The following is a 24,269-nucleotide window of genomic DNA, read 5'->3' as shown; positions in this document are numbered from 1 at the left end:
GACAGATGATCCGGTGCCGTCGGGCTCCGGTCGGGGAGAGGAGGTGACCGCGGATGGACCATCGCCGTGCGGACCCGCGTGGCGAGCTCGTGCGCCCGTACGCGGTCACCCGCGGTCGCACCGAACCCCGGCAGCTCATCGCCCTGGAGGCGGTGCTCTCCGCCAGTCCCACGGCGGTGGCCGAGTCCCGGTTCGCCGGCCACGACAAGCACCGCATCGCCACGGTCTGCGAGGGCCGGGCGCAGTCGCTGGCGGAGATCGCCGCGTACACCCGGATGCCGTTGGGGGTCGCCCGGGTGCTGGTCGCCGACATGGTGGCCGAGGGCCTGCTGACGCTACACACCGCCGCTCCGGCCGAGGGCTACGAGGAGCGGATGAACCTGCTTGGAAGGGTGCTAAGTGGACTTCGCGAACTATGACCCCGCCGGGGCGAGCCGCAGCCGGGAGATCATCTCCGCGAAGATCGTGGTCGCGGGCGGCTTCGGCGTGGGCAAGACGACCCTGGTCGGCGCGATCTCCGAGATCACTCCGCTGACCACCGAGGCGGTGATGACCGCGGCCGGCGTCGGCATCGACGACCCGTCGAAGGTGCCCGGCAAGGAGACCACCACGGTCGCCATGGACTTCGGCCGGATCACCATGGCCCAGGACCTGATCCTCTACCTCTTCGGCACGCCGGGCCAGACCCGCTTCTGGTTCATGTGGGACGAGATCATCCGGGGTGCGGTGGGCGCGGCCGTGCTGGTGGACACCCGCCGGATCACCGACGCCTTCGCGCCGCTGGACTACTTCGAGAACCGCAAGCTGCCGTACGTGGTGGCGCTCAACCGGTTCGACGGCGCTCCCGAGTACGAGCTGGGCGAGGTCCGCGAGGCGCTGGCGATCCCGGCGGACGTGCCGCTGGTGATGTGCGACGCCCGGCGGCGCGAGTCGGTGAAGCAGGTGCTGGTCACCGTCGTCGAGCACGCCATGCTGCGCTTGCAGGCCGAGCACGGCCGGGGCTTCCCGACCCCGGTCGGCTGACCCGGCCTGGAAGTCAGTCGACGCGGAGCCGGTAGCCGCGCTTGACGACGGTCTGCACGACGCGGGGAGCGCGCAGGCCGGCACGGAGCCGGGCCACCGCCATCTCCACGGCGTGCTCGTCCGCGCCCCGGGGCAGCGTCCGCAGCAGCGCGGTACGGGACAGCACCCGGCCGGGCGAGTGGGCCAGCGCCCGCAGCACCGCCATCGGGGCGGGCGCCAGCGGACGCAGCTCGCCGTCGACCACGGCGGCGTGCCCGCGCAGCGTGAGCAGGTGACCGGCCACCTTCAGGCTGACCGTCCGGCGCGGCAACTCGTCGACGATGGTCCGCACCAGCGCGCCCAGCCGGGCCCGGTTGGGCGCGCTCACCGGCACCCCGCGACGCAGCAGCGGCTCCGCGGTCACCGACCCGACGCAGCTGGCCAGCACCTCGCCGCGGAACGCCGCCAGCACCGCGTCGGTGCGGTCGCCGGCGGCGCGCAGCAGCGCCTCCACCGCCGGGGCCGAGGTGAAGGTGACCGCGTCGACCAGCCGCGCGGCGACCAGGTCGATCAGCCGGTGCAGCGGGGCGGGGTCGGTCGGCGGCGCCCACCGGTAGACCGGCACCTCGATCACCGTGGCTCCGGCCGCCTCCAGGGCCAGGGTGCACTCCGGCTGCCGCTCGCCGTGCAGCTGCATGGCGATGACCTGCCCGGCCACGCCGCGCCGGCGCAGGTGGTCGACCACCTCGTCGCAGCTCTCCGAGGCCGGTGACCACTGGTCGTGCAGGCCGGCGGCGCGGATCGCCCCGCGCGCCTTCGGGCCCCGGGCCACCACGTACGCCTCGGCGAGCACCGACCGCAGCGGCTCGGCCAGCCCCCAGCCCTCGGCCGCCTCCAGCCAGCCGCGCATCCCGATGCCGGTGTTCGCCATCACGATGTCCGGCGGCCGGTCCAGGCAGGCCCGGGTGGCCTCGCGCAGTTCGGTGTCGTCGGCCAGCGGCACGATCCGCAGGGCCGGGGCGAGCACCACCCGGGCGCCCCGCCGTTGCAGCAGCGCGGCGAGTTCGTCCCGCCGCCGGTCGGCGGTCACCCCGATGGTGAAGCCGGCCAGTTCGTCGCGCATCACCCCTCCTGTCGCAGCCGCACCTCGACCATTCCGGCGCGGCAGCGCACGTCGTGCCGGGCCACGGACATCCCCGGCAGGTCGAGGCAGGCCCCGGTACGCAGGTCGTACGCCTGCTTGTGCAGCGGCGAGGCGACGGTGGGCACCCCGCCCCGGCTGCCCACGATCCCCCGCGACAGCACGTACGCCCCGCCGACCGGATCGAGGTTGTCGAGGGCGAACAGTTCGCCGGCGGTGCGGAAGAGCGCCACCTGCACGCCGTCGACCAGGGCCGCGACGCCCCGGTCGGGCTCCAGCCGGTCGAGCGGGCAGACCGGGGTCCAGGCGCGCGTCGCGGCGGCCGGCAGCGGGGCGGTGGTGGTCATCGTGGTCATCGCGGTCATCGCGGTACCTCCGGAGGTCCGGGCGTCGTGGGGGTCATCGCCGCACCCGCGGCATCCCGAGCGTGACCGGCTGCCGACCCTCGACGGCCGGCGTGCGCCCCGCCGGGACCGGCTGGCCCCGTTCGAGCGCGAAGGTGATCGACGGGTCGGGCACCTCGGGGGCGTTGACGAAGGAGGTGAACCGGCGCAGCCGGTCCGGGTCGTCGAGCACGTCGCGCCACTCGTCCGAGTAGGACTCGACGTGCCGGGCCATCGCCGCGTCCAGTTCGGCGCAGAGGCCGAGCGAGTCGTCCACGATCACCGACCGCAGGTGGTCCAGGCCGCCGTCCATCGCCTCGATCCAGGCGGCGGTGCGTTGCAGCCGGTCGGCGGTGCGGATGTAGTACATCAGGAACCGGTCGATCAGCGTGGTCAGCGCCTCGGTGGACAGGTCGCTGGCGAACAGGTCGGCGTGCCGGGGTCGGAAGCCCCCGTTGCCGCCGACGTAGAGGTTCCAGCCGGTCTCGGTGGCGATGATGCCGAAGTCCTTGCTGCGGGCCTCGGCGCACTCCCGGGCGCAGCCGGACACCGCTGACTTGATCTTGTGTGGGGCGCGCAGTCCGCGGTAGCGCAGCTCCAGCGCGATGGCCAGCCCGACCGAGTCCTGCACCCCGTACCGGCACCAGGTGGAGCCGACGCAGGACTTCACCGTGCGCAGCGCCTTGCCGTACGCGTGGCCGGACTCGAAGCCGGCGTCCACCAGCCGCCGCCAGATCCGCGGCAGCTGCTCGACCCGGGCGCCGAACAGGTCGATCCGCTGGCCTCCGGTGATCTTCGTGTAGAGCTGGAAGTCCCGGGCGACCTCGCCGATCACGATGAGCTTCTCCGGGGTGATCTCGCCGCCGGGGATCCGCGGCACCACCGAGTAGCTGCCGTCGCGCTGCAGGTTGGCCAGGAAGTGGTCGTTGGTGTCCTGCAGCGACGCCTGCTCGCCGTCGAGCACGTGCCCGCTGCCGAGCGAGGCGAGGATCGAGGCGACCACCGGCTTGCAGATGTCGCAGCCGCGACCCCGGCCATGCTCGGCGACCAACCGGGAGAAGGTGCGGATGCCCCGCACCCGGACGATGTCGAAGAGCTCCTGCCGGCTGGCGTCGAAGTGCTCGCAGAGCGCCGTCGACTGCCGGACCCCGGCCGCGTCCAGCAGTTGCTTGAGCATCGGTACGCAGGAGCCGCAGCTGGTGCCGGCCCGGGTGCACGCCTTGAGCGCCGGCACGTCCGCGCAGCCGCCGGCGATCGCGCCGTCGATGTCGGCGCGGGTCACCGCGTTGCAGGAGCAGACCTGGGCGGTGGCGGGCAGCGTGCCGGCCCCCGCGCCCGCCGAACCCTCGGGGGCGAGCAGCGCCAGCGGGGGAGCGGGCAGCGGCCCGCCGACGCTGGCCCGCAGCGTCGGGTAGGCGCTCGCGTCGCCGACCAGCACCCCGCCGAGCAGCGTCTGCGCGTCGTCGGAGAGGACCAGCTTGGCGTAGACCCGGGTGGCCGGGTCGGTGAACGTGACGTCCAGGCAGCCGGGGGTGGCGCCGTGCGCGTCGCCGAACGAGGCCACGTCCACGCCGAGCAGCTTCAGCTTGGTGGCGGTGTCCGCGCCGGGGAAGGTGGCCGCGCCGCCGACCAGCCGGTCGGCCACCACCTCGGCCATCGCGTAGCCGGGGGCGACCAGGCCGTGGCAGGTGCCGTCGACGGCGGCGCACTCGCCGACCGCCCAGATCCGCTCGTCGACCGTCCGGCAGGTGCCGTCGACCAGCACCCCGCCGCGCGGGCCGAGCGGCAGGCCGGCCGCCCGGGCCAGCTCGTCGCGGGGGCGGATGCCGGCCGCCACCACCACCAGGTCGGCGTCGACCGTGCCGCCGTCGGCCAGCTCCAGGCCGGCGACCGTGCCGTCCGGGCCGGGCCGGATCGCGGTGGTGGCCGTACCGAGGTGGGTGGCCACGCCCAGCTCGTCGACGTAGCGGCGGAGCATCGCCCCGCCGGCCGGGTCGACCTGCACCGGCATCAGCCGGGGTGCGAACTCGACCACGCTGGTGGCCAGGCCGAGCAGGCGCAGCGCGTTCGCCGCCTCCAGCCCGAGCAGGCCACCGCCGATCACCGCGCCGGTGCGCCGGCCGCGGGCGTGCCTCCGGATCGCCGCCAGGTCGTCCAGGGTGCGGTAGACGAAGACCCCGGGCAGGGTCGCACCGTCGACCGGCGGTACGAAGGCGGACGAGCCGGTGGCCAGCACCAGCGCGTCGTACGGGTACTCGCCGGACGCCGTGGCCACCACCCGCCGGTCCCGGTCGATCGCGGTGGCCGGCTCGCCGAGCCGCAGCTCGACCCCGGGATGCGGGGTGTGCAGGTCGAGTTCGTCGGCGCTCACCCCGTCGAAGAACGCCGAGAGCCGCACCCGGTCGTACGCCGGGCGGCGCTCCTCGGCGAGCACCGTCACCCGCCACCGGCCCTGCGGGTCCCGGGCCCGCAGCGCGTCGACGAAGCGCTGCCCGACCATACCGTTGCCGACGACCACCAGCCTGCCAGCGCTCACGACGGGCGCCGCCGTGCCCGGCTCGCTGGTCCGCCCGCTCGGCTCGCTCATCGCGCCACCTCCACTGAATCCACTTCGGAGAGCCAGTCGACGATGCCGGCGACCGCGTCCCGGCAGCCGCCGCAGCCGGTGCCGGCCCGGGTGGCCGCCACCACCGCGTCGACCGTCCGGGCGCCGGAGCGCCAACAGTCCACCAGCGCGCCCTTGCTGACGTTGTTGCACTGGCACACGGTCGCCGCGTCCGGCATCAGCGCCGGCGACGCGGCCGGCGCCGCGGGTGCGCCGAGGGCCCGACCGAGCAGCAGGGACCGCCGGTCGGCCGGCACCGGCTGACCCCGGTCGAAGAGCTGGATCACGGTGCCGACCGCCGGGTTGTCGCCGAGCAGGATCGCGCCGGTCAGCCGCTCGTCGCGGATCCGCAGCCGGGCGTACGTGCCGCGGACCGGGTCGGCGAAGGTCAGTTCCTCGCCCGCCTCGCCGCCCTCCGGCTCGCCCATGGCGGCCAGGTCGATGCCGGCGGCCTTGAGCCGGGTCACCACCGGCCGGGGCCGGTAGCGGGCCAGCGGGTCCTCCCCGGTGAGCACCTGCGCCACCACCCGGGCCTGCGCCCAGGCCGGCGCGACCAGCCCGGTCAGGGCGCCGTCGTGCTGGGCGCAGTCGCCGATCGCGGAGATCCGCCGGTCGCTGGTGCGCAGCCGGTCGTCCACCAGCACGCCCCGTTCCACGGCCAGCCCGGCCGCCGCGGCGAGCGTGGTGTCGGGGCGTACGCCGCAGGAGAGCACCAGCAGGTCGGCGGCGAGCGTCCGGCCGTCGGCCAGCGTCAGGGTGACCCCGTCGGCGTCCGCCGCCAGCCCGGTGGCCGCCACCGCGAGGTGGGTGGTCACGCCGAGGCCGGCGAGCGTGTCGGCGAGCACCGCCGCGCCGGCCGGGTCGAGCTGCCGTTCCATCAGGTACGGCACCGGGTGCACCACGCCGACGTCGAGCCCGCGGGCGGCGAGCCCGCGGGCCGCCTCCAAGCCGAGCAGCCCGCCGCCGAGCACCAGGGCGCTCCGCGCGCCGCGGGCCACGGCGAGGATCCGCCGGCAGTCGTCCAGGGTGCGGAACGCGGCCACCCGCGGGGGCAGCCGGTCGCCGTCCAGCCCGGGCAGCGGCGGCACGATGGCCCGGCTGCCGGTGGCCAGCACCAGGTGGTCGTAGCCGATCCGGTCGCCGTCGGCGGTGCGTACGACGCGTCCGGCCCGGTCGATGGCGGTCACCGCCACCCCGGTCCGCAGGTCGACGCCCTGACCGGCGACCTCGGCCAGCTCCACGTCCGGCTCGCCGACCTTCCCGGCGAGCAGGGTGGACAGCATGATCCGGTTGTACGCCCGGTGCGGCTCCGCGCCGAGCACGGTGACCTTGCGGTCCCCGCCCCGGGCGTGCAGCTCGCTGGCGAGCCGCGCGCCGGCCATCCCGTTGCCGACGATGACCAACCGCTCGGTCACGGCTCCACCCTCTCCACCCGGACGGCGCAGATCTTGAATTCCGGCATCCCGGAGACCGGGTCCACCGCGTCGTTGGTGACCGAGTTGGCCCGTCCGGCGCCGCCCCAGTGGAACGGGGCGAAGACCGTGTCCGGGCGGATGCCCGGGCTGAGCCGGGCCGGCGCCCGCAGCTCCCCCCGGCGGGAGACCACCCGGACCGGCTCGCCGTCGGCCACCCCGAGCCGGTCGGCCAGGTCGGGGTGCAGCTCGACGAAGGCGCTCGGGGCGGCCCGGCGCAGCGCCGCCACCCGCCGGGTCTGGGTGCCGGACTGGTACTGGGCGAGCACCCGGCCGGTGGTGAAGTGCAGCGGGTACTCGGGGCAGACCTCCTCGGCCGCCGGCCGGTGCTCGACCGGGTGGAACCGCGCCCGCCCGTCCGGGGTGGCGAAGCGGTCGGCGAAGAGGCGGGGGGTGTCCGGGCCGTCCTCGTCCGGGCAGGGCCACCAGACCCCGTCGGCGGCGTCGATCCGCTCCCAGCTCACCCCGGCGTAGTCGGCGGGGCCGCCGGCCGAGGCCCGGCGCAGCTCGGCGAAGACGGCCAGCGGGTCGGTCGGGAAGCGGTCGGCCGCCTCGTTCGCGCCGTCGTCGCCGGGGGCGGCGAGCCGGGCCGCGAGCTCGGCCAGCACGGCCAGGTCGGTGCGGACGCCCGGAGGCGGTTCGCGCAGCGCCCGCCGACGCAGCACCCGACCCTCCAGGTTGGTCATGGTGCCGTCCTCCTCGGCCCACTGGGCGGTGGGCAGCACCACGTCGGCCAGGGCGGCCGTCTCGGAGAGCAGGAAGTCGGCGACCACCAGCAGGTCGAGGTCGCGCAGCCGGCCCTCGACCCGGGCGGCGCGGGGCGCGGAGACCACCGGGTTGGAGCCGAAGACCAGCAGCGCCTTCGGTCCGGCCGGGGTGCCCAGCGAGTCCAGCAGTTGGTACGCCGGCACGCCCGGCCCGGGCAGCTCCCCGGGCGGCACCCCCCAGACCCCGGCGACGTGTTCCCGGGCGGCCGGGTCGTCGATCCGGCGGTAGCCCGGGAGCTGGTCGGCCTTCTGCCCGTGCTCCCGGCCGCCCTGCCCGTTGCCCTGCCCGGTGAGGCAGCCGTAGCCGGAGCCGGGGCGGCCGGGCAGGCCGAGGGCGAGCGCCAGGTTCACGAAGCCGGTGACCGTGTCCACGCCCTTGGCGTGCTGCTCGGCGCCGCGCGCGGTGAGGATGATCGCCCGCTCGGCGGTGCCGAGCGCCCGGGCGGTCGACTCCAGGTCGGCCACCGGCACCCCGGAGAGCGCCTCGGCGCGGGCCGGCCACCAGCCCGCCACGCTGCGCCGCACCGCCGGGAAGCCGGTGGTGCGGGTGTCGACGTACGCCCGGTCGACCCAGCCCTCGGTGAGCGCGATGTGCAGCAGCGCGTTGGCCACCGCCAGGTCGGTGCCGGGCAGCGGTTGCAGGTGCAGGTCGGCCAGCCGGGCGGTGGCGGTGACCCGGGGGTCGACCACGATCAGCCGGCCGCCGCGTTCGCGCTGCTCGGTCAGCCAGCGCACCAGCGGGGGCATGGTTTCCGCCGGGTTCGCCCCGACCAGCAGCAGCGTGTCGGCCCGCCCGAGGTCGGCCAGCGGGAACGGCAGACCCCGGTCGACGCCGAAGGCGCGCAGCCCGGCCGCCGCCGCGGAGGACATGCAGAACCGGCCGTTGTAGTCGATGTGCCGGGTACGCAGCGCCACCCGGGCGAACTTGCCCAGCGCGTACGCCTTCTCGTTGGTGAGCCCGCCGCCGCCGAAGACGGCGACCGCGTCCGGTCCGTGTCCATGCTGGACGGCGCGGATGCCGGTGACGATCCGGTCCAGCGCGGCGGCCCAGGTGGCCGGGCGCAACTCGCCGGTGGTCGGGTCGCGCAGCAGCGGGGTGGTCAGCCGCTGCGGGTGGTCGAGCAGCTCGGCGGCGGTCCAGCCCTTCTGGCAGAGGCCGCCGCGGTTGGTGGGGAACTGCCGCGGCAGCACGGCCACCCGGCCGGCCTCCTCGCGCAGCGTCATCCCGCACTGAAGGGCGCAGTACGGGCAGTGCGTGGCCACCTCCCGGGGCGCGGACCCCGGCCGAGTCGCCGACCGTGCACCGTCTGTCATGTCGGCAAAGCGTGCCGGGGGGCGGTTTCCGGCCCGGGTCCCGTTTGTTTCGGTCCTGTCAAGAGCGGCTCACACCGCACGGGAGCGACGGGCCGGACCGCAGCGTCTATGATGTGAGACGACAATCTTATATTTTGGGAGGACGGATGAGCGTGGCGGACGCCTTCGACGCGGTGGCGGGTAGCTACGACGAGGCCCGCCGGCGGCTGGTGCCCTGCTTCGACGACTTCTACGGCACCGCCGTCGAGGTGGCCGCGCCGCCGCTGCGGGCGGCCCTGGCGGCGGGGCGTACGCCCGAGGTGCTCGACCTGGGCGCCGGCACCGGGCTGCTCTCGCTGCTGCTCACCGCCGCCGTGCCGGGCGTCCGGGTGACCCTGGTCGACGCCGCCCCGGCGATGCTCGCCGTCGCCGCCGACCAGTTGCGCGCCCGGGGCGTGCCGCACCGGACGGTGCGCGCCGACCTGACCGCCCCGCTGCCCGACGGGCGGTACGACGCGGTGGTCAGCGCGCTGGCCATCCACCACCTCGACGACGCCGGCAAGCGCGACCTCTACGCCCGGGCGGCCCGGGTGCTCGCTCCCGGCGGCGTGCTCGTCAACGCCGAGCAGGTCGCCGGCCCGACGCCGGAACTGGACCGGCGCTACCACGAGGTGTGGCTGGCGCGGGTCGCCGAACTCGGCTCCGACCGGGCCGAGATCGACGCGGCGTTGGGCCGGATGGCGTACGACCGGCCGGCGCCGGTCACCGACCAGTGCGGCTGGCTGGCCGAGGCGGGCCTGGTGGACGTGGACTGCTTCTTCAAGCAGTGGCGGTTTGCCGTGTTCGGCGGCCGGCGCGAATCGGTGCGCCAGCTGGGATGACTACCGGTCATACCGGTGGGTAGTCTGTCCGGCATGACCGCCAAGGTGACCCTGTCGTTCTCGGACGAGACGATCGAGGAGGCCCGCCGGTTCGCCAAGCGCGAGGGGCTCTCGCTCTCCGCCTGGATGGACCAGGCGGCCCGGGAGAAGGCGCTGCGCGAGGTCTTCACCGCGCACGCCGCCGCCGTCGGCCGGGCCGGGCTGGATCTGGAGTCCGCAGCCCTGGCCGACGCGCGTGAGGTGGGCATGGTCGACGACGTGCTCTTCGGTGGGCCCCCGCGTGCTGCGTAGGGGCGAGGTCTGGCGCATCTCCGGCGCCCGCGAGCGGTTCGGCCTGGTGATCAGCTCCGACGTCTACAACTCCACCGACGTGCCCATCGTGATCGTCGCCGAGGTGGTCGAGGAGTCGCTGCTGCGCGACTCGCCCCTGGCGGTGCCGATGGGCGGCTTCGTGGTGATGCCGGACCGGCTCTCCTCGCCGATGAAGAAGTGGTTCACCGAGTGCGTCGACGTCGCCGACACCGAGACCATGCAGCGGGTCGGCCGGGCGCTGCGGATCCTGCAACAGCTCTGACAGCTCTGACAGCTCACCGGCGGCCCGGGCCGGACGTGCGATCTCCGTTTCCGGCCCGACCCGCGACGGGCACCGCCGGGTAATCCCGGGTTCCTAGCGTTCCTCCAGGTCAATCGATGAGGAGGAATCGCCGTGAGCACCCTGGCACCCACCACACCCCGGGCCGAGGCCACCCCGGCCGCCGCCGGGCGCCGGCACCGGATCGACGACTGGCGCCCGGAGGACCCCGACTTCTGGCGGACGACCGGGGCCCGGATCGCCCGACGGAACCTCTGGGTCTCGATCTTCGCCGAGCACGTCGGCTTCTCGGTGTGGAGCCTCTGGTCGGTGACCGTGCTCTTCCTCGGCCCGGAGTACGGCATCGACCCGGCCGGGAAGTTCCTGCTCACCGCCGTACCGGCGGCGCTCGGGGCGGTGCTGCGGCTGCCGTACACGCTGGCGGTGGCCCGGTTCGGCGGGCGGAACTGGACGATCGTCAGCGCGCTGCTGCTGCTCCTGCCGGCGGTGCCGATGACCGTACTGCTCGAACCCGGCGTCTCCTACTCCACCCTGATGGTGCTGGCCTGCCTCACCGGCGTCGGCGGCGGCAACTTCGCCTCCTCGATGGCGAACATCAACCAGTTCTTCCCCCAGCACCTCAAGGGCCGGGCGCTCGGGCTGAACGCCGGTGGCGGGAACCTCGGCGTGCCGGCGGTGCAGCTGGTCGGGCTGGCGGTGCTGGCCACCGCGGGCGCCGCGTACCCCCGGCTGGTGCCGGCGGTCTACCTGCCGCTGATCGTGCTGGCCGCGCTCGCGGCGGCGCGCTGGCTGGACAACGTCTCCGGCGCCCGGAACGAGCCCGGCGCGTTGCGCGAGGCGGCCCGGGACCCGCACACCTGGGTCATGTCGCTGCTGTACATCGGCACCTTCGGCTCGTTCATCGGCTTCGGCTTCGCCTTCGGCCAGGTGCTCCAGCTCCAGTTCGCCGACCGCTTCCCGACGGCGGTGGACGCGGCCTGGCTGACCTTCCTCGGCCCGCTGGTCGGCTCGCTGATCCGGCCACTCGGCGGCCACCTCGCCGACCGGCTCGGCGGGGCCCGGGTGACGTTCTGGAACTTCGTGGCGATGGCCGCCGGCGCCGGCCTGGTGCTGTACGCCTCGCGGGAGCGCTCGTTCGGGCTCTACCTGACCGGTTTCCTGGCCCTGTTCGTCTTCTCCGGGATCGGCAACGGCTCGACCTACAAGATGATCCCGGCGATCTTCCGGGCCCGGGCGGTCGCGGCGGTCGACGCGGGGCGCCGCGACCCGGCCGGGGCGCAGCGCTGGTCGGCCCGGATGACCGGGGCGCTGATCGGGATCGCCGGGGCGGTGGGCGCCTCCGGCGGGCTGCTGGTCAACGTCGCCTTCCGGCAGTCCTTCCTCAGCCAGGGCAGCGCGGACGCCGCGTACCTCGCCTTCATCGCCGCGTACGCGGTCTGCTTCGCCCTGACCTGGCTGGTCTACCTGCGGCCGGGGCCGCGGCGGCTGGCCGGGGTGTGACCTCTACCATGGGTGCGCGAGCGGGCCACGCGGGGGCGGCACCCCGTTTTGACCTGCCGACCGGGCGCCCGGTATCGTTGCCTGCTGTTGTACGACATCCAGCGGCGTGCCCCTGAGGTACGCTTGGTCGTTCGTGCGCGCTGGTCACCTCGGCGCGCGACCCCAGACCGACGACGAGACAAGGTAGACCTGTGCGTACGTACAGCCCGAAGCCGGGTGAGATCGAGCGTCAGTGGCACGTCATCGACGCCTCTGATGTCGTGCTGGGCCGCCTGGCCACCCACGCCGCCACGTTGCTGCGTGGTAAGCACAAGCCGACTTTCGCGCCGCACGTCGACACGGGCGACTTCGTCGTCATCGTGAACGCGGGCAAGGTCGCGCTGACCGGCAACAAGCGGCAGCAGAAGATCGCCTACCGCCACTCCGGCTACCCGGGTGGCCTGAAGCAGGTCGGCTACGACGAGCTGCTGACCAAGCGTCCCGAGCGGGCCATCGAGCTCGCCGTCAAGGGGATGCTCCCGCACAACAAGCTCGGCCGTAAGCTGATCAAGAAGCTGAAGGTCTACGCCGGTGCCGAGCACCCGCACGGCGCGCAGCAGCCGGTGCCGTTCGAGATCAAGCAGATCGCGCAGTGAGCGCGGGCGAAGGAAACAGCATGACCGACATCACCGCCACCGAGGTTGCCCCCGAGGCCACCGAGGCGCCGGCGCCCGTCGCCCGCGCGCCTCGTGGTGACCGGCCGATCCAGACCGTGGGTCGCCGCAAGGAGGCCATCGTCCGGGTCCGCATCGTGCCGGGCACCGGCAAGATCACCTGCAACGGCCGCGACCTGGAGGCGTACTTCCCGAGCAAGGTGCACCAGCAGCTGATCAAGGACCCGCTGGTCACCGCCGAGAAGCCCGAGGCGTTCGACGTCATCGCCAACCTGCGGGGTGGCGGCACCACCGGTCAGGCGGGCGCGCTCCGGCTCGCCATCGCCCGGGCGCTGATCGTCAGCGAGCCGGACGACCGCCCGGCGCTGAAGAAGGCCGGCTTCCTGACCCGGGACGCCCGGGTCAAGGAGAGCAAGAAGTACGGCCTCAAGAAGGCCCGCAAGGCTCCCCAGTACTCGAAGCGCTGACCATCAGCTTCACGTTGTACTTCTGACGGACGGCCGGTCCGCCTCCCCGCGACGGGAGGTGGGCCGGCCGTTCCGCTTTCTCCTTCATCGGCAGTTTCCACGGAGGTTGGCGGGTATGGGCCGGTTGTTCGGCACGGACGGTGTACGCGGGCGGGCGAACGCCGATCTCACCCCCGAGTTGGCGCTCGCGGTGGCCGTCGCCGCCGCCCACACGCTCGCCGAGTCGGATCGGAGCCATCCGCCGCTCGCCGTGGTGGGCCGGGACACCCGGGCCAGCGGCGAGATGCTGGAGGCCGCCGTGGTGGCCGGCCTGGCCAGCGCCGGGGCGAACGTGGTCCGGGTCGGCGTGCTGCCCACCCCGGCCGTGGCGTTCCTCACCGCGGAGGCCAAGGCCGACCTCGGGGTGATGCTCTCCGCCTCGCACAACCCGATGCCCGACAACGGGATCAAGCTCTTCGCCGCCGGCGGGCACAAGCTGCCGGACGAGATCGAGATGCGGATCGAGGCGGCCGTCGAGGCGAACGCCACCACCGCCTGGGAGCGGCCGATCGGCGCCGGGGTGGGCCGGGTGCACGACCTGCTCGACGGCGCCGACCACTACGTGCAGCACCTGGTCGGCACGGTGCCGCACCGGCTGGACGGGATCAAGGTCGTGGTCGACTGCGCCAACGGCGCGGCCGCCGAGGTGGCCCCGGTGGCGTACCGGGAGGCCGGCGCCGAGGTGATCGCGATCCATGCCGAGCCGGACGGGCTCAACATCAACGACGAGTGCGGCTCCAACCACATCGAGGCGCTGCGCGCCGCGGTGGTCGAGCACGGCGCGCACCTGGGTATCGCGCACGACGGCGACGCCGACCGGTGCGTCGCGGTGACCGCCGACGGCGACGAGGTCGACGGTGACCAGGTGATGGCCATCCTGGCGCTGGCCATGCGGGAGGCCGGCACGCTGACCGGTGACACCCTGGTGGCCACGGTGATGAGCAACCTCGGCCTGCGGCTGGCGATGTCCCGGGAGGGCATCCGGCTGGTCGAGACCAAGGTCGGCGACCGGTACGTGCTGGAGGAGCTGCGGGCCTCCGGGCTGGCGCTGGGCGGCGAGCAGAGCGGGCACATCGTCATGCCCGCGTACGCGACCACCGGCGACGGCGTGCTGACCGGGCTGCACCTGATGTCCCGGATGGCGGCGACCGGGAAGTCGCTGGCCGAGCTGGCCGCGGTGGTGACCCGGCTGCCCCAGGTGCTGATCAACGTGCCGGTCGGCGACCGCACCGTCGGCGCGGCCGGCGGGCGTCAGAGCCGCAGGCCGCTGGCCCGGGCGTACGTGGTGGCCGGGTCCTCGCCGCCGGTGAGGTCCACGTCCTCCACCACCCGACCGTCGCCGAGCCGGACCAGCCGGTCGCAACGGGCGGCGACCGCCCGCTCGTGGGTGGCCAGCACGATCGTCATCCCGTGCTGGTCGCGCAGGCCGAGCAGCAGGTCGAGGATCTGGGCGCCGGTGGCCGAGTCCAGGTTGCCGGTGGGCTCGTCGGCGAGCAGCAGCCCCGGCGCGCCCATCAGCGCCCGGGCGATCGCCACGCGTTGCTGCTGGCCGCCGGAGAGCTGCGCCGGCAGCGCCCGCTCCCGGCCGGCGAGGCCGACGGCGTCGAGCAGTCCGCGCGCCCGGGTCGCGTGGTCGGCGTGCCCCCGGCGGGGAAGCACGGGAGCGATCACGTTGTCCAGCACGGTGAGCGCGGGCAGCAGGTGGTAGCGCTGGAAGACGAAGCCGACCCGCTGGCGGTAGCGGGCCAGCGCGGCTCGACGCAGACCGGTCACACTCACCCCGTCGACCGTCACGGTGCCCTCGTCGGCCTGCTCGATCGCGCCGATCAGGTGCAGCAGCGTCGACTTGCCGGATCCGCTCGGCCCGGTCAGGGCCACCACCGAGCCGGCGGCGATGTCCAGCGTGACCCCGTCGACCGCGCTGATCGGCTCCGCGCCGCCGCCGAACCGTTTCACCAGACCTGCGATCTCGACGCGGCTACCGGCGGTGTTGTCGTCCATCGGTCTCACTCCTCTGCCAGTAGTCGTGCCGTGGGTAGGTGGTGCAGCAGGGTGGCGGGTGCCAGCGCCGCGGCGGCGGTGAGCAGCACGCCGCCCGCCGCGGTGAGTCCGGCGACCAGCAGCAGCGGGCCGGGGACGTCCCCGACCAGCCAGGCGGCGCCGGCGACGCCGAGTGCCGCGCCGGTGAGTGCGCCGAGGGCGCCGAGGAGTAGGCCTTCGTAGCCGATGAGTCGGCCGAGTTCGGGGTCGGTCCAGCCGGTGGCGCGTAGGGTGGCCAGTTCGGTGGCCCGGTCGCGGATGTTGAGGTAGAGCACGTCGGCGACGGCGGCGGCGCCGAGCAGCACGGTCGCGGTGGCGGCGAGGGCGTCGGCGCCGCGGACGGTCAGGGCGACGGTGTCGCCGAGGAGGTTGCCGACGATCGCGCCTCGGAAGGCGTAGCTGACGGCGGCCACGACGGTGAGTGCTGCCACGCCGATGGCCAGGGCGCCGGCGCCGAGCAGGGTGCGTCCGGGGGTGCGGATCAGGTTGACCAGGGCGAGGCCGGGCAGGGTGCGGGGTCGGCGTATCCAGCCGGGGGTGGCGACCGGTGGGCGCAGGGCGGCGGCTGGGTGGGCGCGTGCGGCTCGCAGCGCGGGTGGCAGGCCGGCGACCAGGGCGAGCAGCAGAGCCACCGGTACGGCGAGCGCCGCCCGTCGCCAGTCGACGCCCACGCCCAGCAGAGCGCCCAGCGGGAACGCCAGACCGACGGCGAGCAGCCCGGCCAGCAGGCCCAGCAGCGCGACCTCGCCGAGGATCAGCGCGGCGATCCGGCGGGCCGGCCAGCCGAGGCAGGCGAGCACGGCCAGCTCGGCGCGGCGGTCCCGGACGGCGGCGGAGACCGCGTTGCCGAGGAAGAGCACGCAGACCACCAGCACGAGGGCGAACAGCGCGGCGCTCTTGCGGTCGACCGCCTCGGTGATGGTGGAGGCGACGCCGAGCGCGGACCAGTTCTCGGTCAGCCGCAGCTCGGGTCGCCCGAACTCGCCCGCGGGCAGCGTGACGGTCTGTGGGGCCGGGGAGGAGCCGAGGGTGATGTCGACGTCCAGGCCGGTCGCCCGGTTGATCTGCTCGGCGATCAGCCGGACCCGCTCGGCGGTGTGCTCGCTGTAGCCGTCCACCCCGGCGACCCGGACCCGGATCGCGCTGATCGGCGCGCTGCGTTGTGGGCTGTTGCCGCCCTCCAGCAGCTTCGGCACGCTGGCGAGGTTGGTGAGCACCAGCGGCGGCGCGGACAGGTAGCCGGCCGGGTTGCCGCTCGGCTCCAGCGGTCGGCCGCCCAGTGCGGCACGGCTGCGGTCGTCCGCGCCCTCGGCGCGCGGCGGCTCGTACGTCTCCAGCGGGACCGCGCCCAGGTCGCTGAAGCCGGCCAGCTTCTCCGGGTCGAAGACCCCGACGGCCTGCCACTGGTGGTACCGGGTGGCCCCCCCACCTTCTCTTCCGGCGAGGGCCCGGACCGGCCGGAGGCCGGTGTCCTCGGCCAGCCAGGGCCGGGGCAGGAAGTTGTGGGTGAACTGGGTGCCGTACACCTCGGGGTCCGCCGGCGGCACCGGTTCGGCGCGCAGGGTGCCGTCGGGCAGCTCGCGGTAGGTCACCGGCCCCGCCTGGATCACCCGCTGGAACTGGCCGCGGCAGCAGGCCTCGCCGCCGATCCCCTTCGCCAGCTGGGCGCGGTAGGCGGCGCCGGCGTCGACCTCGGCGGAGCCGGCCGGGATCCCGGTGGCCCGGCCCAGGGTCCGCTCCAGTTCGACGGCCGGCACGGTGGCCGGCCGGGCCGTGGGCAGCCGGGTGAACCGGGCGCGCACGGTGCTGTCGATGAAGGGACGGCTGGTGACCAGCGCCGGTGCGGTACGGGTGACCACGGTGCCGCCGCGCTGCTCGGTCACCGGCTCGTCGGCCCGGACCGACCGCCCGCCGACCACCGCGGCGTCCAGTCCCACCAGCCGGTCCTCGGCGACGGGGTCGACGGCGGCGATCAGCAACGGCACGGTCAGCTGGTAGGTGAGCACCAGCCGGTCGGTGGTGGTGGGCGCGGTGCCCGGGGTGAGCAGGCCGTTGGCCGTCTCGAACCGGCCGTCCGGCAGCAGCCGCACCGAGTTCAAGCTCCACACCTCCCGCTCGGAGAGGGTGGCCGGGCTGCCCTGCAGGCCGCCGAACATCGGATCGCAGATCGGCCGGCTGCCGCCGTCGGGGAGCACCTCCCGGGGGACGGGCCCGCACACGCTGTCCCACGGGTACGACCGCCCGTCGGTGTACGGTGTCGCCCGCTCGGACAGATCGCCGTCGAATCGGGGATAGATGAGGCGGTGCTTCGTCACGTACACGTAGCGTGGCTTGGCCGGCGCGCTGGAGAGGCCGCGTTCGGCCAGGTAGGTCGGGTCGATGCGGATCACCTGCCGGTCCAGGCCGCGGTCGACGGCGTCGGTGACGTCGAACGACATCGGCACCGGCACGGTGGAGTGGCCCAGCATCGCGATCGGTGCCGCCACGTCGACGCCGGCCACCGCCTTGACCTGCTCGTACTGGTCGGTGGTGATGCCGCCGAAGAGGCCGGAGAGGTAGTTGGGGCGGACCAGTCGCCGCTCGACCTCCAGCGGCGTGCGTGTCCCCTTCGGACGGACCAGGATGTCGTACGCCGCCCGGGTGTTGCGCTCGACGGTGCCGGTGACGTCCAGCCGGGAGGTGGTGGTGGCCCCGGTCAGGACGACGAACCCGGTGGTCGCCACCAGGACCCCGACCAGCAGGGCCACCGACCGCCCCGCACGGCCGCGAAGCTGCCTCCAGACGAAGCTGAGCATGTCGCGCCTCCCCGTGTGCTGCCCACACTCTGCGCGATACATTGTGACAATGCAAGCCCCGACCCGGAGGTGACATGGCGATCCAGCACGCCGTCCTGGCCCTGCTCGCCCACGGCCCCAGCCACGGCTACCAGCTCAAGGGCGCGTTCGAGGCCGCCGTCGGCCCGCAGTGGGGGCCGCTGAACATCGGCCACCTCTACCAGATCCTGGACCGGCTCTCCCGGGACGGCCTGGTCGTCTCGGCGCGCGAACCGCAGCCGGTCAAACCCGACCGGGTGGTCTACGAGATCACCCCCGACGGCCGGGCCGAGCTGGACCGCTGGCTGTCCGAGCCGAGCCCGCGCAGCGGCGGCTTCCGGGACGACTTCTTCCTCAAGGTCACCGCCGCCGCCCGGACCGGCGCGCCGGAGACGGTGCGGTCCGTCCTGGCGAACCAGCGCGGGCACCTGATGCGGGAGCTGCGCAACCTGGACGGGCTGCGCCGCAGTGCCGCTGACCCCGTGGTCGGACTGCTGCTCTCGGCCGCCAGCCGGCACGTCGAGGCCGACCTGGCCTTCGTCGACGACGCCGAGTCGGCGCTGCTCGCCGACGGTGGCGCGACGCTCGCCGCGCTGGCACTCGACCGTCCGGTGGCCGCGGCCCCGGACGAGGGCGCGGGGTCGAGGCGGGCGGCCGGCTGACGACGGACCCCGATCCGCCCGTCAGGCCAGCGCGGCCGCCGAGCCGGCGGTGTCACTCCTCTGCCAGTAGTCGTGCCGTGGGTAGGTGGTGCAGCAGGGTGGCGGGTGCCAGCGCCGCGGCGGCGGTGAGCAGCACGCCGCCCGCCGCGGTGAGTCCGGCGACCAGCAGCAGCGGGCCGGGGACGTCCCCGACCAGCCAGGCGGCGCCGGCGACGCCGAGTGCCGCGCCGGTGAGTGCGCCGAGGGCGCCGAGGAGTAGGCCTTCGTAGCCGATGAGTCGGCCGAGTTCGGGGTCGGTCCAGCCGGTGGCGCGTAGGGTGGCCAGTTCGGTGGCCCGGTCGCGGATGTTGAGGTAGAGCACGTCGGCGACGGCGGCGGCGCCGAGCAGCACGGTCGCGGTGGCGGCGAGGGCGTCGGCGCCGCGGACGGTCAGGGCGACGGTGTCGCCGAGGAGGTTGCCGACGATCGCGCCTCGGAAGGCGTAGCTGACGGCGGCCACGACGGTGAGTGCTGCCACGCCGATGGCCAGGGCGCCGGCGCCGAGCAGGGTGCGTCCGGGGGTGCGGATCAGGTTGACCAGGGCGAGGCCGGGCAGGGTGCGGGGTCGGCGTATCCAGCCGGGGGTGGCGACCGGTGGGCGCAGGGCGGCGGCTGGGTGGGCGCGTGCGGCTCGCAGCGCGGGTGGCAGGCCGGCGACCAGGGCGAGCAGCAGAGCCACCGGTACGGCGAGCGCCGCCCGTCGCCAGTCGACGCCCACGCCCAGCAGAGCGCCCAGCGGGAACGCCAGACCGACGGCGAGCAGCCCGGCCAGCAGGCCCAGCAGCGCGACCTCGCCGAGGATCAGCGCGGCGATCCGGCGGGCCGGCCAGCCGAGGCAGGCGAGCACGGCCAGCTCGGCGCGGCGGTCCCGGACGGCGGCGGAGACCGCGTTGCCGAGGAAGAGCACGCAGACCACCAGCACGAGGGCGAACAGCGCGGCGCTCTTGCGGTCGACCGCCTCGGTGATGGTGGAGGCGACGCCGAGCGCGGACCAGTTCTCGGTCAGCCGCAGCTCGGGTCGCCCGAACTCGCCCGCGGGCAGCGTGACGGTCTGTGGGGCCGGGGAGGAGCCGAGGGTGATGTCGACGTCCAGGCCGGTCGCCCGGTTGATCTGCTCGGCGATCAGCCGGACCCGCTCGGCGGTGTGCTCGCTGTAGCCGTCCACCCCGGCGACCCGGACCCGGATCGCACTGATCGGCGCGTCCCGCTGCGGGCCCGCCCGCTCCAGCAGTTTCGGGACGCTGTTCAGCGTGGTCAGGACCAGCGGCGGGGTCGACAGGTAGCCCGCCGGGTTGCCACTGGGTAGCAGCGGTTCGCCACCGAGTGCGGCGCGGCTGCGGTCGTCCGCGCCCTCGGCGGTCGGCGGCTCGTACGTCTCCAGCGGCACCTTGCTGAGCTCGCCGAAGCCGGTCAGCCGGTCCGGATCGAACACGCCCACCGCCCGCCAGTCGTGCAGGGCCTCGTCGCTGGGGATGACCAGCCGGCCCACCCGGCGCGAGCCGGTGTCGTCGCTGAGCCAGGGCCGGGGCAGCAGGTTGGTCTCCGTCCGGTCTCCGAAGACCGCCGGGTCGGGCGGCGACACGCGGGCGATGCGCAGGGTGCCGTCCGCCCCGCGCTCGTAGTCCACCGGGCCCGGCTGGGCGAGCACCTGGAGTTGGCCTCGGCAGCAGCTGTCGAAGGCGTCGTCACCGAGGCCGCCGGCGAGCATGCCCCGGTAGCTCGCCGCGAGGTCGATCTCGGCACTGCCGGCCGGGGTCCCCTCGGCCCGCCGCAACGCCCCGTCCAGCGCCTTGGGCGCCAGCCCCGCCGGGCGGGCCGTCGGCAGTCGGGTGAGGCGGGCGCGCACCGTGCCGTCGAGGAAGGGCCGGCTCGGGACCAGCGCCGGGACGCTCCGGTCGGGCACGAAGCCCGGAATCGTGGTGTCGGTGAGCGTGTCCGCCGCGTTCAGCGGGCGGCCGTCGACCACCGCGTCGGCGAGGCCGACCAGGCGCTGCTCGGCGTCCGGGTCCACGGCGGCGATCAGGAACGGCACGGTCAGCGTTTCCTCCAGCGCAAGCCGGCTGACAGTGGTGGGGCCGGTGTCCACGGCGCCGACGGTCGCGCCGAGCGCGCGGTGGGTCACCTCGAAGCGGCCGTCGGGCAGCAGGCGGGCGGTGAGCACCCGCCAGATCTCGCGCTCCGACCAGCCGGGGTTGCCGACGACGACGGCGCTCCGCGGGTCGCAGACCGGCCGGCTGGTCCCGTCCGGCTGGACCTCGCGGGGGACCGCCCCGCACTCGTCGGACCAGGAGTAGACGCGACCGTCGGTGTACCGGGCCGAACCCATCGTGTCCGGCTCGATGACCGGATAGATCAGCGGGTACCGGGTGACGTACACGTACTCGGGCCGGCCCGGGGCGGTGGAGAGGCCCCGCTCGGCGACGTACGTCCGGTCGATCCGGATCACCTGGCGGTCCAGGGAGCGGTCGACGGCGTCGGTGAGGTCGACCGACATCGGCACGCGCGAGGTCGAGTGACCGAGCATCGCGATCGGGGCGGCCACCTCCACCCCGGCGACGGCCCGCACCCGCTCGTACTGCTCCAGCGTGATGCCGCCGTAGATGCCGGAGAGATAGTTCGGGCGGACCAGCCGGTGCTCGGCCTCCAGCGGGGTGCGCGCCCCCGTCGGGCGGACGAGGATGTCGTACGCGGACCGGGTCTCGCGCTCGACGGCGCCGGTCACCTCCAGCCGGGAGGTGGTGGTGGCCCCGGTGAGGACGACGAACCCGGTGGTCGCCACCAGTACGCCGACCAGCAGCGCCACCGACCGGCCAGCACGGCCACGAAGTTGTCCCCACCCCATTTGGAACATGTCGCGCCTCCCCGTGTGCTGCACCACACTCTGCGCGATACATTGCGACAATGCAAGGCGGGCTCGGCCGGACCCGGTAAGGCCCCGCGGCGGTCAGTCCACCGGCAGCCGGCGCAGGAAACGCTCGCCCAGCGCGGCCACCTGGCCCGCGTCCAGCTCGGTCGCCGGGCCGGCGACGGTCACCTCGGCCGTGGCCACGCCGGGCACCTCGGTGTCCCGCCAGCCGCCCACGAACCAGACCTTCTCCTGCTCGGCGAGGGCGAGGTTGGCGTCGTTCAGGGCGTCCGCCGGATGCGGCAGCCAGAGCCGGAACTGGTGGGTGTGCGGCGGCGCCGGGAACACCCGCGCGCCGGGCAGGCCGGCCAGGGCGGTGGCCACCGTGCGGGCGTGCGCCACGTAACCGGCCAGTCGGGGCAGCTCGTGGGTCAGCCCGGCGAGCGCGGCCAGCGCCACCGGCCACTGCTGGAACAGCGTGCCGCCGTGCCGGTGCCGCCAGGCCCGGGCGTACCTGACCAGCTCGGCGGAGCCGGCCAGGGCGGCGCCGGAGTGCCCGCCGAGCGACTTGTAGAACGAGACGTAGGTGCTGTCGGCGAGCCCGGCGATCTCGGCCAGCGAGTGCCCGAGGTGGGTGGTGGACTCCCAGAGCCGGGCGCCGTCCAGGTGCACCCGGGCGCCCCGGGCCCGGGCCGCGTCGACCACCGCGACCAGCTCGTCCCAGCTCGGCAGGACGAAGCCGACGTCACGCAGCGGCAACTCCAGCAGCAGCGTGCCGATCGGCTCGTCCAACGCCGCCACCTCCTCCGCGGTGGGGTTGCGCGGGGCGTCGGTGGTGGAGATCGCGCGCAGGCCGCCGAGCACCGCGTACGCGTCCCGCTCGTGCAGTATCGGGTGACTCAGCGGGTGCAGCCCGACTGTTGTCCGGCCGGTCAGCTCCGCGCCGTACCGCATCGCGACCTGCTGAGCCATCGTGCCGCTCGGGAAGAACGCGACGGCCTCCGTGCCGAGCAGCTCGGCGACCCGGCGCTCCAGCTCCGCCACCGCGCCGCCCTCGGCGTAGTAGTCGGGCAGCGCGTCGTCGGTGGCCATCGCGCTCAGCGTGGCGAGCTGCTCGGCGACCGAGTCCGGCCGTACGCCGGAGAGCACGGTGTCGCAGCCGCGCAGCGCGGTCAGCCGGCGGACCCGTTGGGCGTAGCCGTCGGTCATCGCGTCGCCGCCAGCCGGCGCAGCCGGGTGACCGCCTCGGTGAGCACCTCCGGGCGCTTGCAGAAGGCGAACCGGACCAGGCGCCGGCCCGCCTCCTGGTCGTCGTAGAAGACCTGGGTCGGTACGCCCACCACGCCGCACCGCTCGGGCAGCGACCGGCAGAACTCCACCCCGTCCCGCCCGCCCAGGGCGGTGACGTCGGCGGTGACGAAGTACGTCCCCTCCGGTGCGAGCACCTCGAACCCGGCGTCGGTCAGCCCGCCGACCAGTTGGTCCCGGCGGGCCTGCAGGCCGGCCCGGAAGCCGGCGAAGTAGTCGTCGGGCAGGGCCAGCGCCACCGCGACCGCCGGTTGCAGCGGCGCCGCGTTGACGAAGGTGAGGAACTGCTTCACCCGCAGCACCGCGGAGACCAGCGCGGCCGGACCGCTGACCCAGCCCACCTTCCAGCCGGTGCAGGAGAACGTCTTGCCGGCCGAGGAGATGCGCAGCGTCCGCTCACGCATCCCGGGCAGGGTGGCCAGCGGCACGTGCGGGGCGGCCGCGTCGGTGAAGACCAGGTGCTCGTAGACCTCGTCGGTCACCGCGTACGCGCCGTGCTCCTGGCACAGCTGCGCGACCAGGGCCAGCTCGGCGGGGGTGAACACCTTGCCGGTCGGGTTGTGCGGCGAGTTGAGCAGCACCAGCCGGGTGCGCGGGCCGAACGCGGCGCGCAGCGCGGCCGGGTCGAAGGCGTACCGGCCGTCGGGGCCGGGACGCAGCGTGACCGGGCGTCGGACCGCGCCGGCCAGCGCGATCGAGGCGGCGTACGAGTCGTAGTAGGGCTCGAAGCAGACCACCTCGTCGCCCGGCTCGCAGAGCGCCAGGATGCTCGCCGCGATCGCCTCGGTGGCGCCCGCGGTCACCACGATCTCGCCGTCCGGGTCGTACTCCAGCCCCCAGAACCGCCGCTGGTGCGCGGCCACCGCGGCACGCAGGGCCGGGACGCCCGGACCGGGCGGATACTGGTTCTGCCCGGCGCGCAGCGCCTCGGCCGCGGCGGCGAGCATCTCCGGCGGGCCGTCGGTGTCCGGGAAGCCCTGGCCGAGGTTGACCGCGCCGGTGCGCACGGCCAGGGCGGACATCTCGGCGAAGATGGTCGTTCCGAACGGGCGCATCCGCGCCACCAGCGGGTCGACCTGGGCGGGGGTGGTCGTCACGCCCGCCAGCCTACGGACCACCGGCGCGGCTTCAACCCCTCGCCTCAGCCGGTGCAGTTCACCCAGTACGCGCGCTCGTCGATCGCGACGGTGCGCCCGGCGACGGTGATCCGGCAGCTGATCCGATCCGGCTGACCGTGGCTCGCCAGGACCATCACCCGCCCGGCGTCGTGCATCCGCAGGCTCCGCCGCCACGGCAGCGTGACCTGCTCGACCTGGATGAAGTCGCCGTTGGCGTCGTAGTACTCCAGGTCCGCGGGGCCACGCCCGGTCACCTCGTACACCACGGTGACCTCGCCCGGCCCGTCCGACGGGGTCAGCGCCGGCCGCACCGTCGGGCGCGGCTGGGTCGGCCAGGTCTCCGGCTCCTCGTAGTCGTAGTACGGGTCGTAGGTCTCCTGTGCGTACGGGTCGACCGGGTAGGGGGTGTCGGCGCTGTAGATGAGGCCGGCGACGCCGAGGCAGGCGCAGAGCCCGAACGCGAGGACGGTGGTCACGGCGACGACGACGCCGACCACCGTCGACCGGTTGCCCGAGCGGGCCGGGGCCGGCGGCACGTACGGCGGCGGGTAGCCGGGCGGCAGGTGGCCCGGGGGAAGGTAGCCGGGCGGGTACCAGGCCGGCCCCGGGGCGCCGACCGGCGGCGGGAAGCCCGGCGGGGCGCCGGCCG

At 74.7% G+C, this 24,269-nt stretch carries 20 protein-coding genes and 1 pseudogene; 10 read left to right on the top strand and 11 right to left on the bottom strand.

Features of this window, described 5'->3' with window-relative positions:
• The first annotated feature begins 53 nt into the window (after positions 1 to 53).
• Together DLJ47_RS18580 and DLJ47_RS18575 are read left to right on the top strand one after the other, a co-directional pair.
• Positions 54 to 419, top strand: a complete 366-nt coding sequence (locus tag DLJ47_RS18580) for a DUF742 domain-containing protein (RefSeq protein ID WP_088991913.1) — start codon at positions 54 to 56, stop codon at positions 417 to 419.
• Entirely contained in the window at positions 400 to 1,023 is a 624-nt protein-coding gene (locus tag DLJ47_RS18575) for a GTP-binding protein (RefSeq protein ID WP_109901213.1), read from the top strand. Before DLJ47_RS18580 ends, DLJ47_RS18575 begins: the two co-directional genes overlap by 20 nt.
• 13 nt (positions 1,024 to 1,036) lie before the next feature.
• Here the strand turns inward: DLJ47_RS18575 and DLJ47_RS18570 are convergent, their stop codons facing one another.
• Genes DLJ47_RS18570 through DLJ47_RS18550 form a run of 5 tightly spaced genes read right to left on the bottom strand, consistent with a single transcriptional unit; the run spans position 1,037 to position 8,684 of the window.
• The gene (locus DLJ47_RS18570; RefSeq protein ID WP_109901212.1) at positions 1,037 to 2,125 is read right to left on the bottom strand and encodes a uroporphyrinogen-III synthase; all 1,089 of its coding nucleotides are present in this window, start codon (positions 2,123 to 2,125) and stop codon (positions 1,037 to 1,039) included.
• On the bottom strand, positions 2,125 to 2,499 hold the full coding sequence (gene nirD / locus DLJ47_RS18565; RefSeq protein ID WP_233257886.1) for a nitrite reductase small subunit NirD: 375 nt from the start codon (positions 2,497 to 2,499) through the stop codon (positions 2,125 to 2,127). The genes DLJ47_RS18570 and nirD overlap by 1 nt, the downstream gene beginning before the upstream one ends.
• 43 nt (positions 2,500 to 2,542) lie before the next feature.
• Entirely contained in the window at positions 2,543 to 5,062 is a 2,520-nt protein-coding gene (gene nirB, locus DLJ47_RS18560; RefSeq protein WP_109901218.1) for a nitrite reductase large subunit NirB, read from the bottom strand.
• A gap of 47 nt (positions 5,063 to 5,109) precedes the next feature.
• Positions 5,110 to 6,546, bottom strand: a complete 1,437-nt coding sequence (locus tag DLJ47_RS18555; RefSeq protein WP_109901211.1) for an FAD-dependent oxidoreductase — start codon at positions 6,544 to 6,546, stop codon at positions 5,110 to 5,112.
• The gene (locus DLJ47_RS18550) at positions 6,543 to 8,684 is read right to left on the bottom strand and encodes a molybdopterin oxidoreductase family protein (protein ID WP_109901210.1); all 2,142 of its coding nucleotides are present in this window, start codon (positions 8,682 to 8,684) and stop codon (positions 6,543 to 6,545) included. Before DLJ47_RS18550 ends, DLJ47_RS18555 begins: the two co-directional genes overlap by 4 nt.
• A 146-nt stretch (positions 8,685 to 8,830) precedes the next feature.
• Between DLJ47_RS18550 and DLJ47_RS18545 the strand changes: the two genes are divergently transcribed.
• The 7 genes and pseudogenes from DLJ47_RS18545 to glmM all read left to right on the top strand — a co-directional run.
• On the top strand, positions 8,831 to 9,544 hold the full coding sequence (locus DLJ47_RS18545; RefSeq protein WP_109901209.1) for a methyltransferase domain-containing protein: 714 nt from the start codon (positions 8,831 to 8,833) through the stop codon (positions 9,542 to 9,544).
• A gap of 33 nt (positions 9,545 to 9,577) precedes the next feature.
• Complete coding sequence (locus tag DLJ47_RS18540) at positions 9,578 to 9,835, top strand: DUF6364 family protein (RefSeq protein ID WP_088991919.1); 258 nt, start codon at positions 9,578 to 9,580, stop codon at positions 9,833 to 9,835.
• A complete protein-coding gene (locus DLJ47_RS18535; RefSeq protein ID WP_199235893.1) occupies positions 9,813 to 10,118 on the top strand; it encodes a type II toxin-antitoxin system PemK/MazF family toxin in 306 nt (101 codons plus the stop codon). The genes DLJ47_RS18540 and DLJ47_RS18535 overlap by 23 nt, the downstream gene beginning before the upstream one ends.
• 132 nt (positions 10,119 to 10,250) lie before the next feature.
• Positions 10,251 to 11,636, top strand: coding sequence for a nitrate/nitrite transporter (locus DLJ47_RS18530; RefSeq protein WP_109901208.1), 1,386 nt, complete (start codon positions 10,251 to 10,253; stop codon positions 11,634 to 11,636).
• Positions 11,637 to 11,827: 191 nt separating this feature from the next.
• On the top strand, positions 11,828 to 12,271 hold the full coding sequence (gene rplM / locus DLJ47_RS18525) for a 50S ribosomal protein L13 (RefSeq protein ID WP_018720634.1): 444 nt from the start codon (positions 11,828 to 11,830) through the stop codon (positions 12,269 to 12,271).
• Positions 12,272 to 12,291: 20 nt separating this feature from the next.
• Complete coding sequence (gene rpsI / locus DLJ47_RS18520; RefSeq protein WP_018784602.1) at positions 12,292 to 12,756, top strand: 30S ribosomal protein S9; 465 nt, start codon at positions 12,292 to 12,294, stop codon at positions 12,754 to 12,756.
• 115 nt (positions 12,757 to 12,871) lie between these two features.
• Positions 12,872 to 14,131, top strand: a pseudogene (gene glmM / locus DLJ47_RS18515) (phosphoglucosamine mutase); the annotation flags it as partial.
• Here glmM and DLJ47_RS18510 read toward each other — a convergent pair.
• Together DLJ47_RS18510 and DLJ47_RS18505 are read right to left on the bottom strand one after the other, a co-directional pair.
• On the bottom strand, positions 14,047 to 14,676 hold the full coding sequence (locus tag DLJ47_RS18510) for an ABC transporter ATP-binding protein (RefSeq protein WP_446723581.1): 630 nt from the start codon (positions 14,674 to 14,676) through the stop codon (positions 14,047 to 14,049). The pseudogene glmM and the gene DLJ47_RS18510 overlap by 85 nt on opposite strands.
• A gap of 125 nt (positions 14,677 to 14,801) precedes the next feature.
• Positions 14,802 to 17,630, bottom strand: coding sequence for an FtsX-like permease family protein (locus DLJ47_RS18505; RefSeq protein ID WP_109901206.1), 2,829 nt, complete (start codon positions 17,628 to 17,630; stop codon positions 14,802 to 14,804).
• A gap of 74 nt (positions 17,631 to 17,704) precedes the next feature.
• On the opposite strand from DLJ47_RS18505, the gene DLJ47_RS18500 reads away from it, so the two are divergent.
• On the top strand, positions 17,705 to 18,310 hold the full coding sequence (locus tag DLJ47_RS18500) for a PadR family transcriptional regulator (protein WP_109901205.1): 606 nt from the start codon (positions 17,705 to 17,707) through the stop codon (positions 18,308 to 18,310).
• 52 nt (positions 18,311 to 18,362) lie between these two features.
• On the opposite strand, the gene DLJ47_RS18495 is transcribed toward DLJ47_RS18500, so the two are convergent.
• From DLJ47_RS18495 to DLJ47_RS18480, 4 genes are all read right to left on the bottom strand, one after another.
• Entirely contained in the window at positions 18,363 to 21,200 is a 2,838-nt protein-coding gene (locus DLJ47_RS18495; protein ID WP_109901204.1) for an FtsX-like permease family protein, read from the bottom strand.
• A 93-nt stretch (positions 21,201 to 21,293) separates the two neighbouring features.
• Positions 21,294 to 22,403: a threonine aldolase family protein gene (locus DLJ47_RS18490; RefSeq protein ID WP_109901203.1), complete on the bottom strand. Its 1,110-nt coding sequence runs from the start codon at positions 22,401 to 22,403 to the stop codon at positions 21,294 to 21,296.
• The gene (locus DLJ47_RS18485) at positions 22,400 to 23,599 is read right to left on the bottom strand and encodes a pyridoxal phosphate-dependent aminotransferase (RefSeq protein WP_109901202.1); all 1,200 of its coding nucleotides are present in this window, start codon (positions 23,597 to 23,599) and stop codon (positions 22,400 to 22,402) included. The genes DLJ47_RS18490 and DLJ47_RS18485 overlap by 4 nt, the downstream gene beginning before the upstream one ends.
• A gap of 44 nt (positions 23,600 to 23,643) precedes the next feature.
• Positions 23,644 to 24,269: MmpS family transport accessory protein (locus tag DLJ47_RS18480; RefSeq protein ID WP_233257884.1), on the bottom strand; the 626-nt coding region annotated here is incomplete at its 5' end.

The organism is Micromonospora sp. S4605, assembly GCF_003176715.1.
Lineage (GTDB): Bacteria > Actinomycetota > Actinomycetes > Mycobacteriales > Micromonosporaceae > Micromonospora > Micromonospora echinaurantiaca.
The sequence above is the reverse complement of the archived record's forward strand: the minus strand, read 5'-3'. Positions and strand labels throughout refer to the sequence as shown.

Excerpts from the sequence above, each read along its gene's own strand:
- DLJ47_RS18580 (WP_088991913.1), top strand. The coding sequence starts at position 54 with ATGGACCATCGCCGTGCGGACCCGCGTGGCGAGCTCGTGCGCCCGTAC.
- DLJ47_RS18570 (WP_109901212.1), bottom strand. The coding sequence starts at position 2,125 with ATGCGCGACGAACTGGCCGGCTTCACCATCGGGGTGACCGCCGACCGG.
- nirD (WP_233257886.1), bottom strand. The coding sequence starts at position 2,499 with ATGACCACGATGACCACCACCGCCCCGCTGCCGGCCGCCGCGACGCGC.
- DLJ47_RS18550 (WP_109901210.1), bottom strand. The coding sequence starts at position 8,684 with ATGACAGACGGTGCACGGTCGGCGACTCGGCCGGGGTCCGCGCCCCGG.
- DLJ47_RS18545 (WP_109901209.1), top strand. The coding sequence starts at position 8,831 with ATGAGCGTGGCGGACGCCTTCGACGCGGTGGCGGGTAGCTACGACGAG.
- DLJ47_RS18540 (WP_088991919.1), top strand. The coding sequence starts at position 9,578 with ATGACCGCCAAGGTGACCCTGTCGTTCTCGGACGAGACGATCGAGGAG.
- rpsI (WP_018784602.1), top strand. The coding sequence starts at position 12,292 with ATGACCGACATCACCGCCACCGAGGTTGCCCCCGAGGCCACCGAGGCG.
- DLJ47_RS18505 (WP_109901206.1), bottom strand. The coding sequence starts at position 17,630 with ATGCTCAGCTTCGTCTGGAGGCAGCTTCGCGGCCGTGCGGGGCGGTCG.
- DLJ47_RS18500 (WP_109901205.1), top strand. The coding sequence starts at position 17,705 with ATGGCGATCCAGCACGCCGTCCTGGCCCTGCTCGCCCACGGCCCCAGC.
- DLJ47_RS18495 (WP_109901204.1), bottom strand. The coding sequence starts at position 21,200 with ATGTTCCAAATGGGGTGGGGACAACTTCGTGGCCGTGCTGGCCGGTCG.
- DLJ47_RS18490 (WP_109901203.1), bottom strand. The coding sequence starts at position 22,403 with ATGACCGACGGCTACGCCCAACGGGTCCGCCGGCTGACCGCGCTGCGC.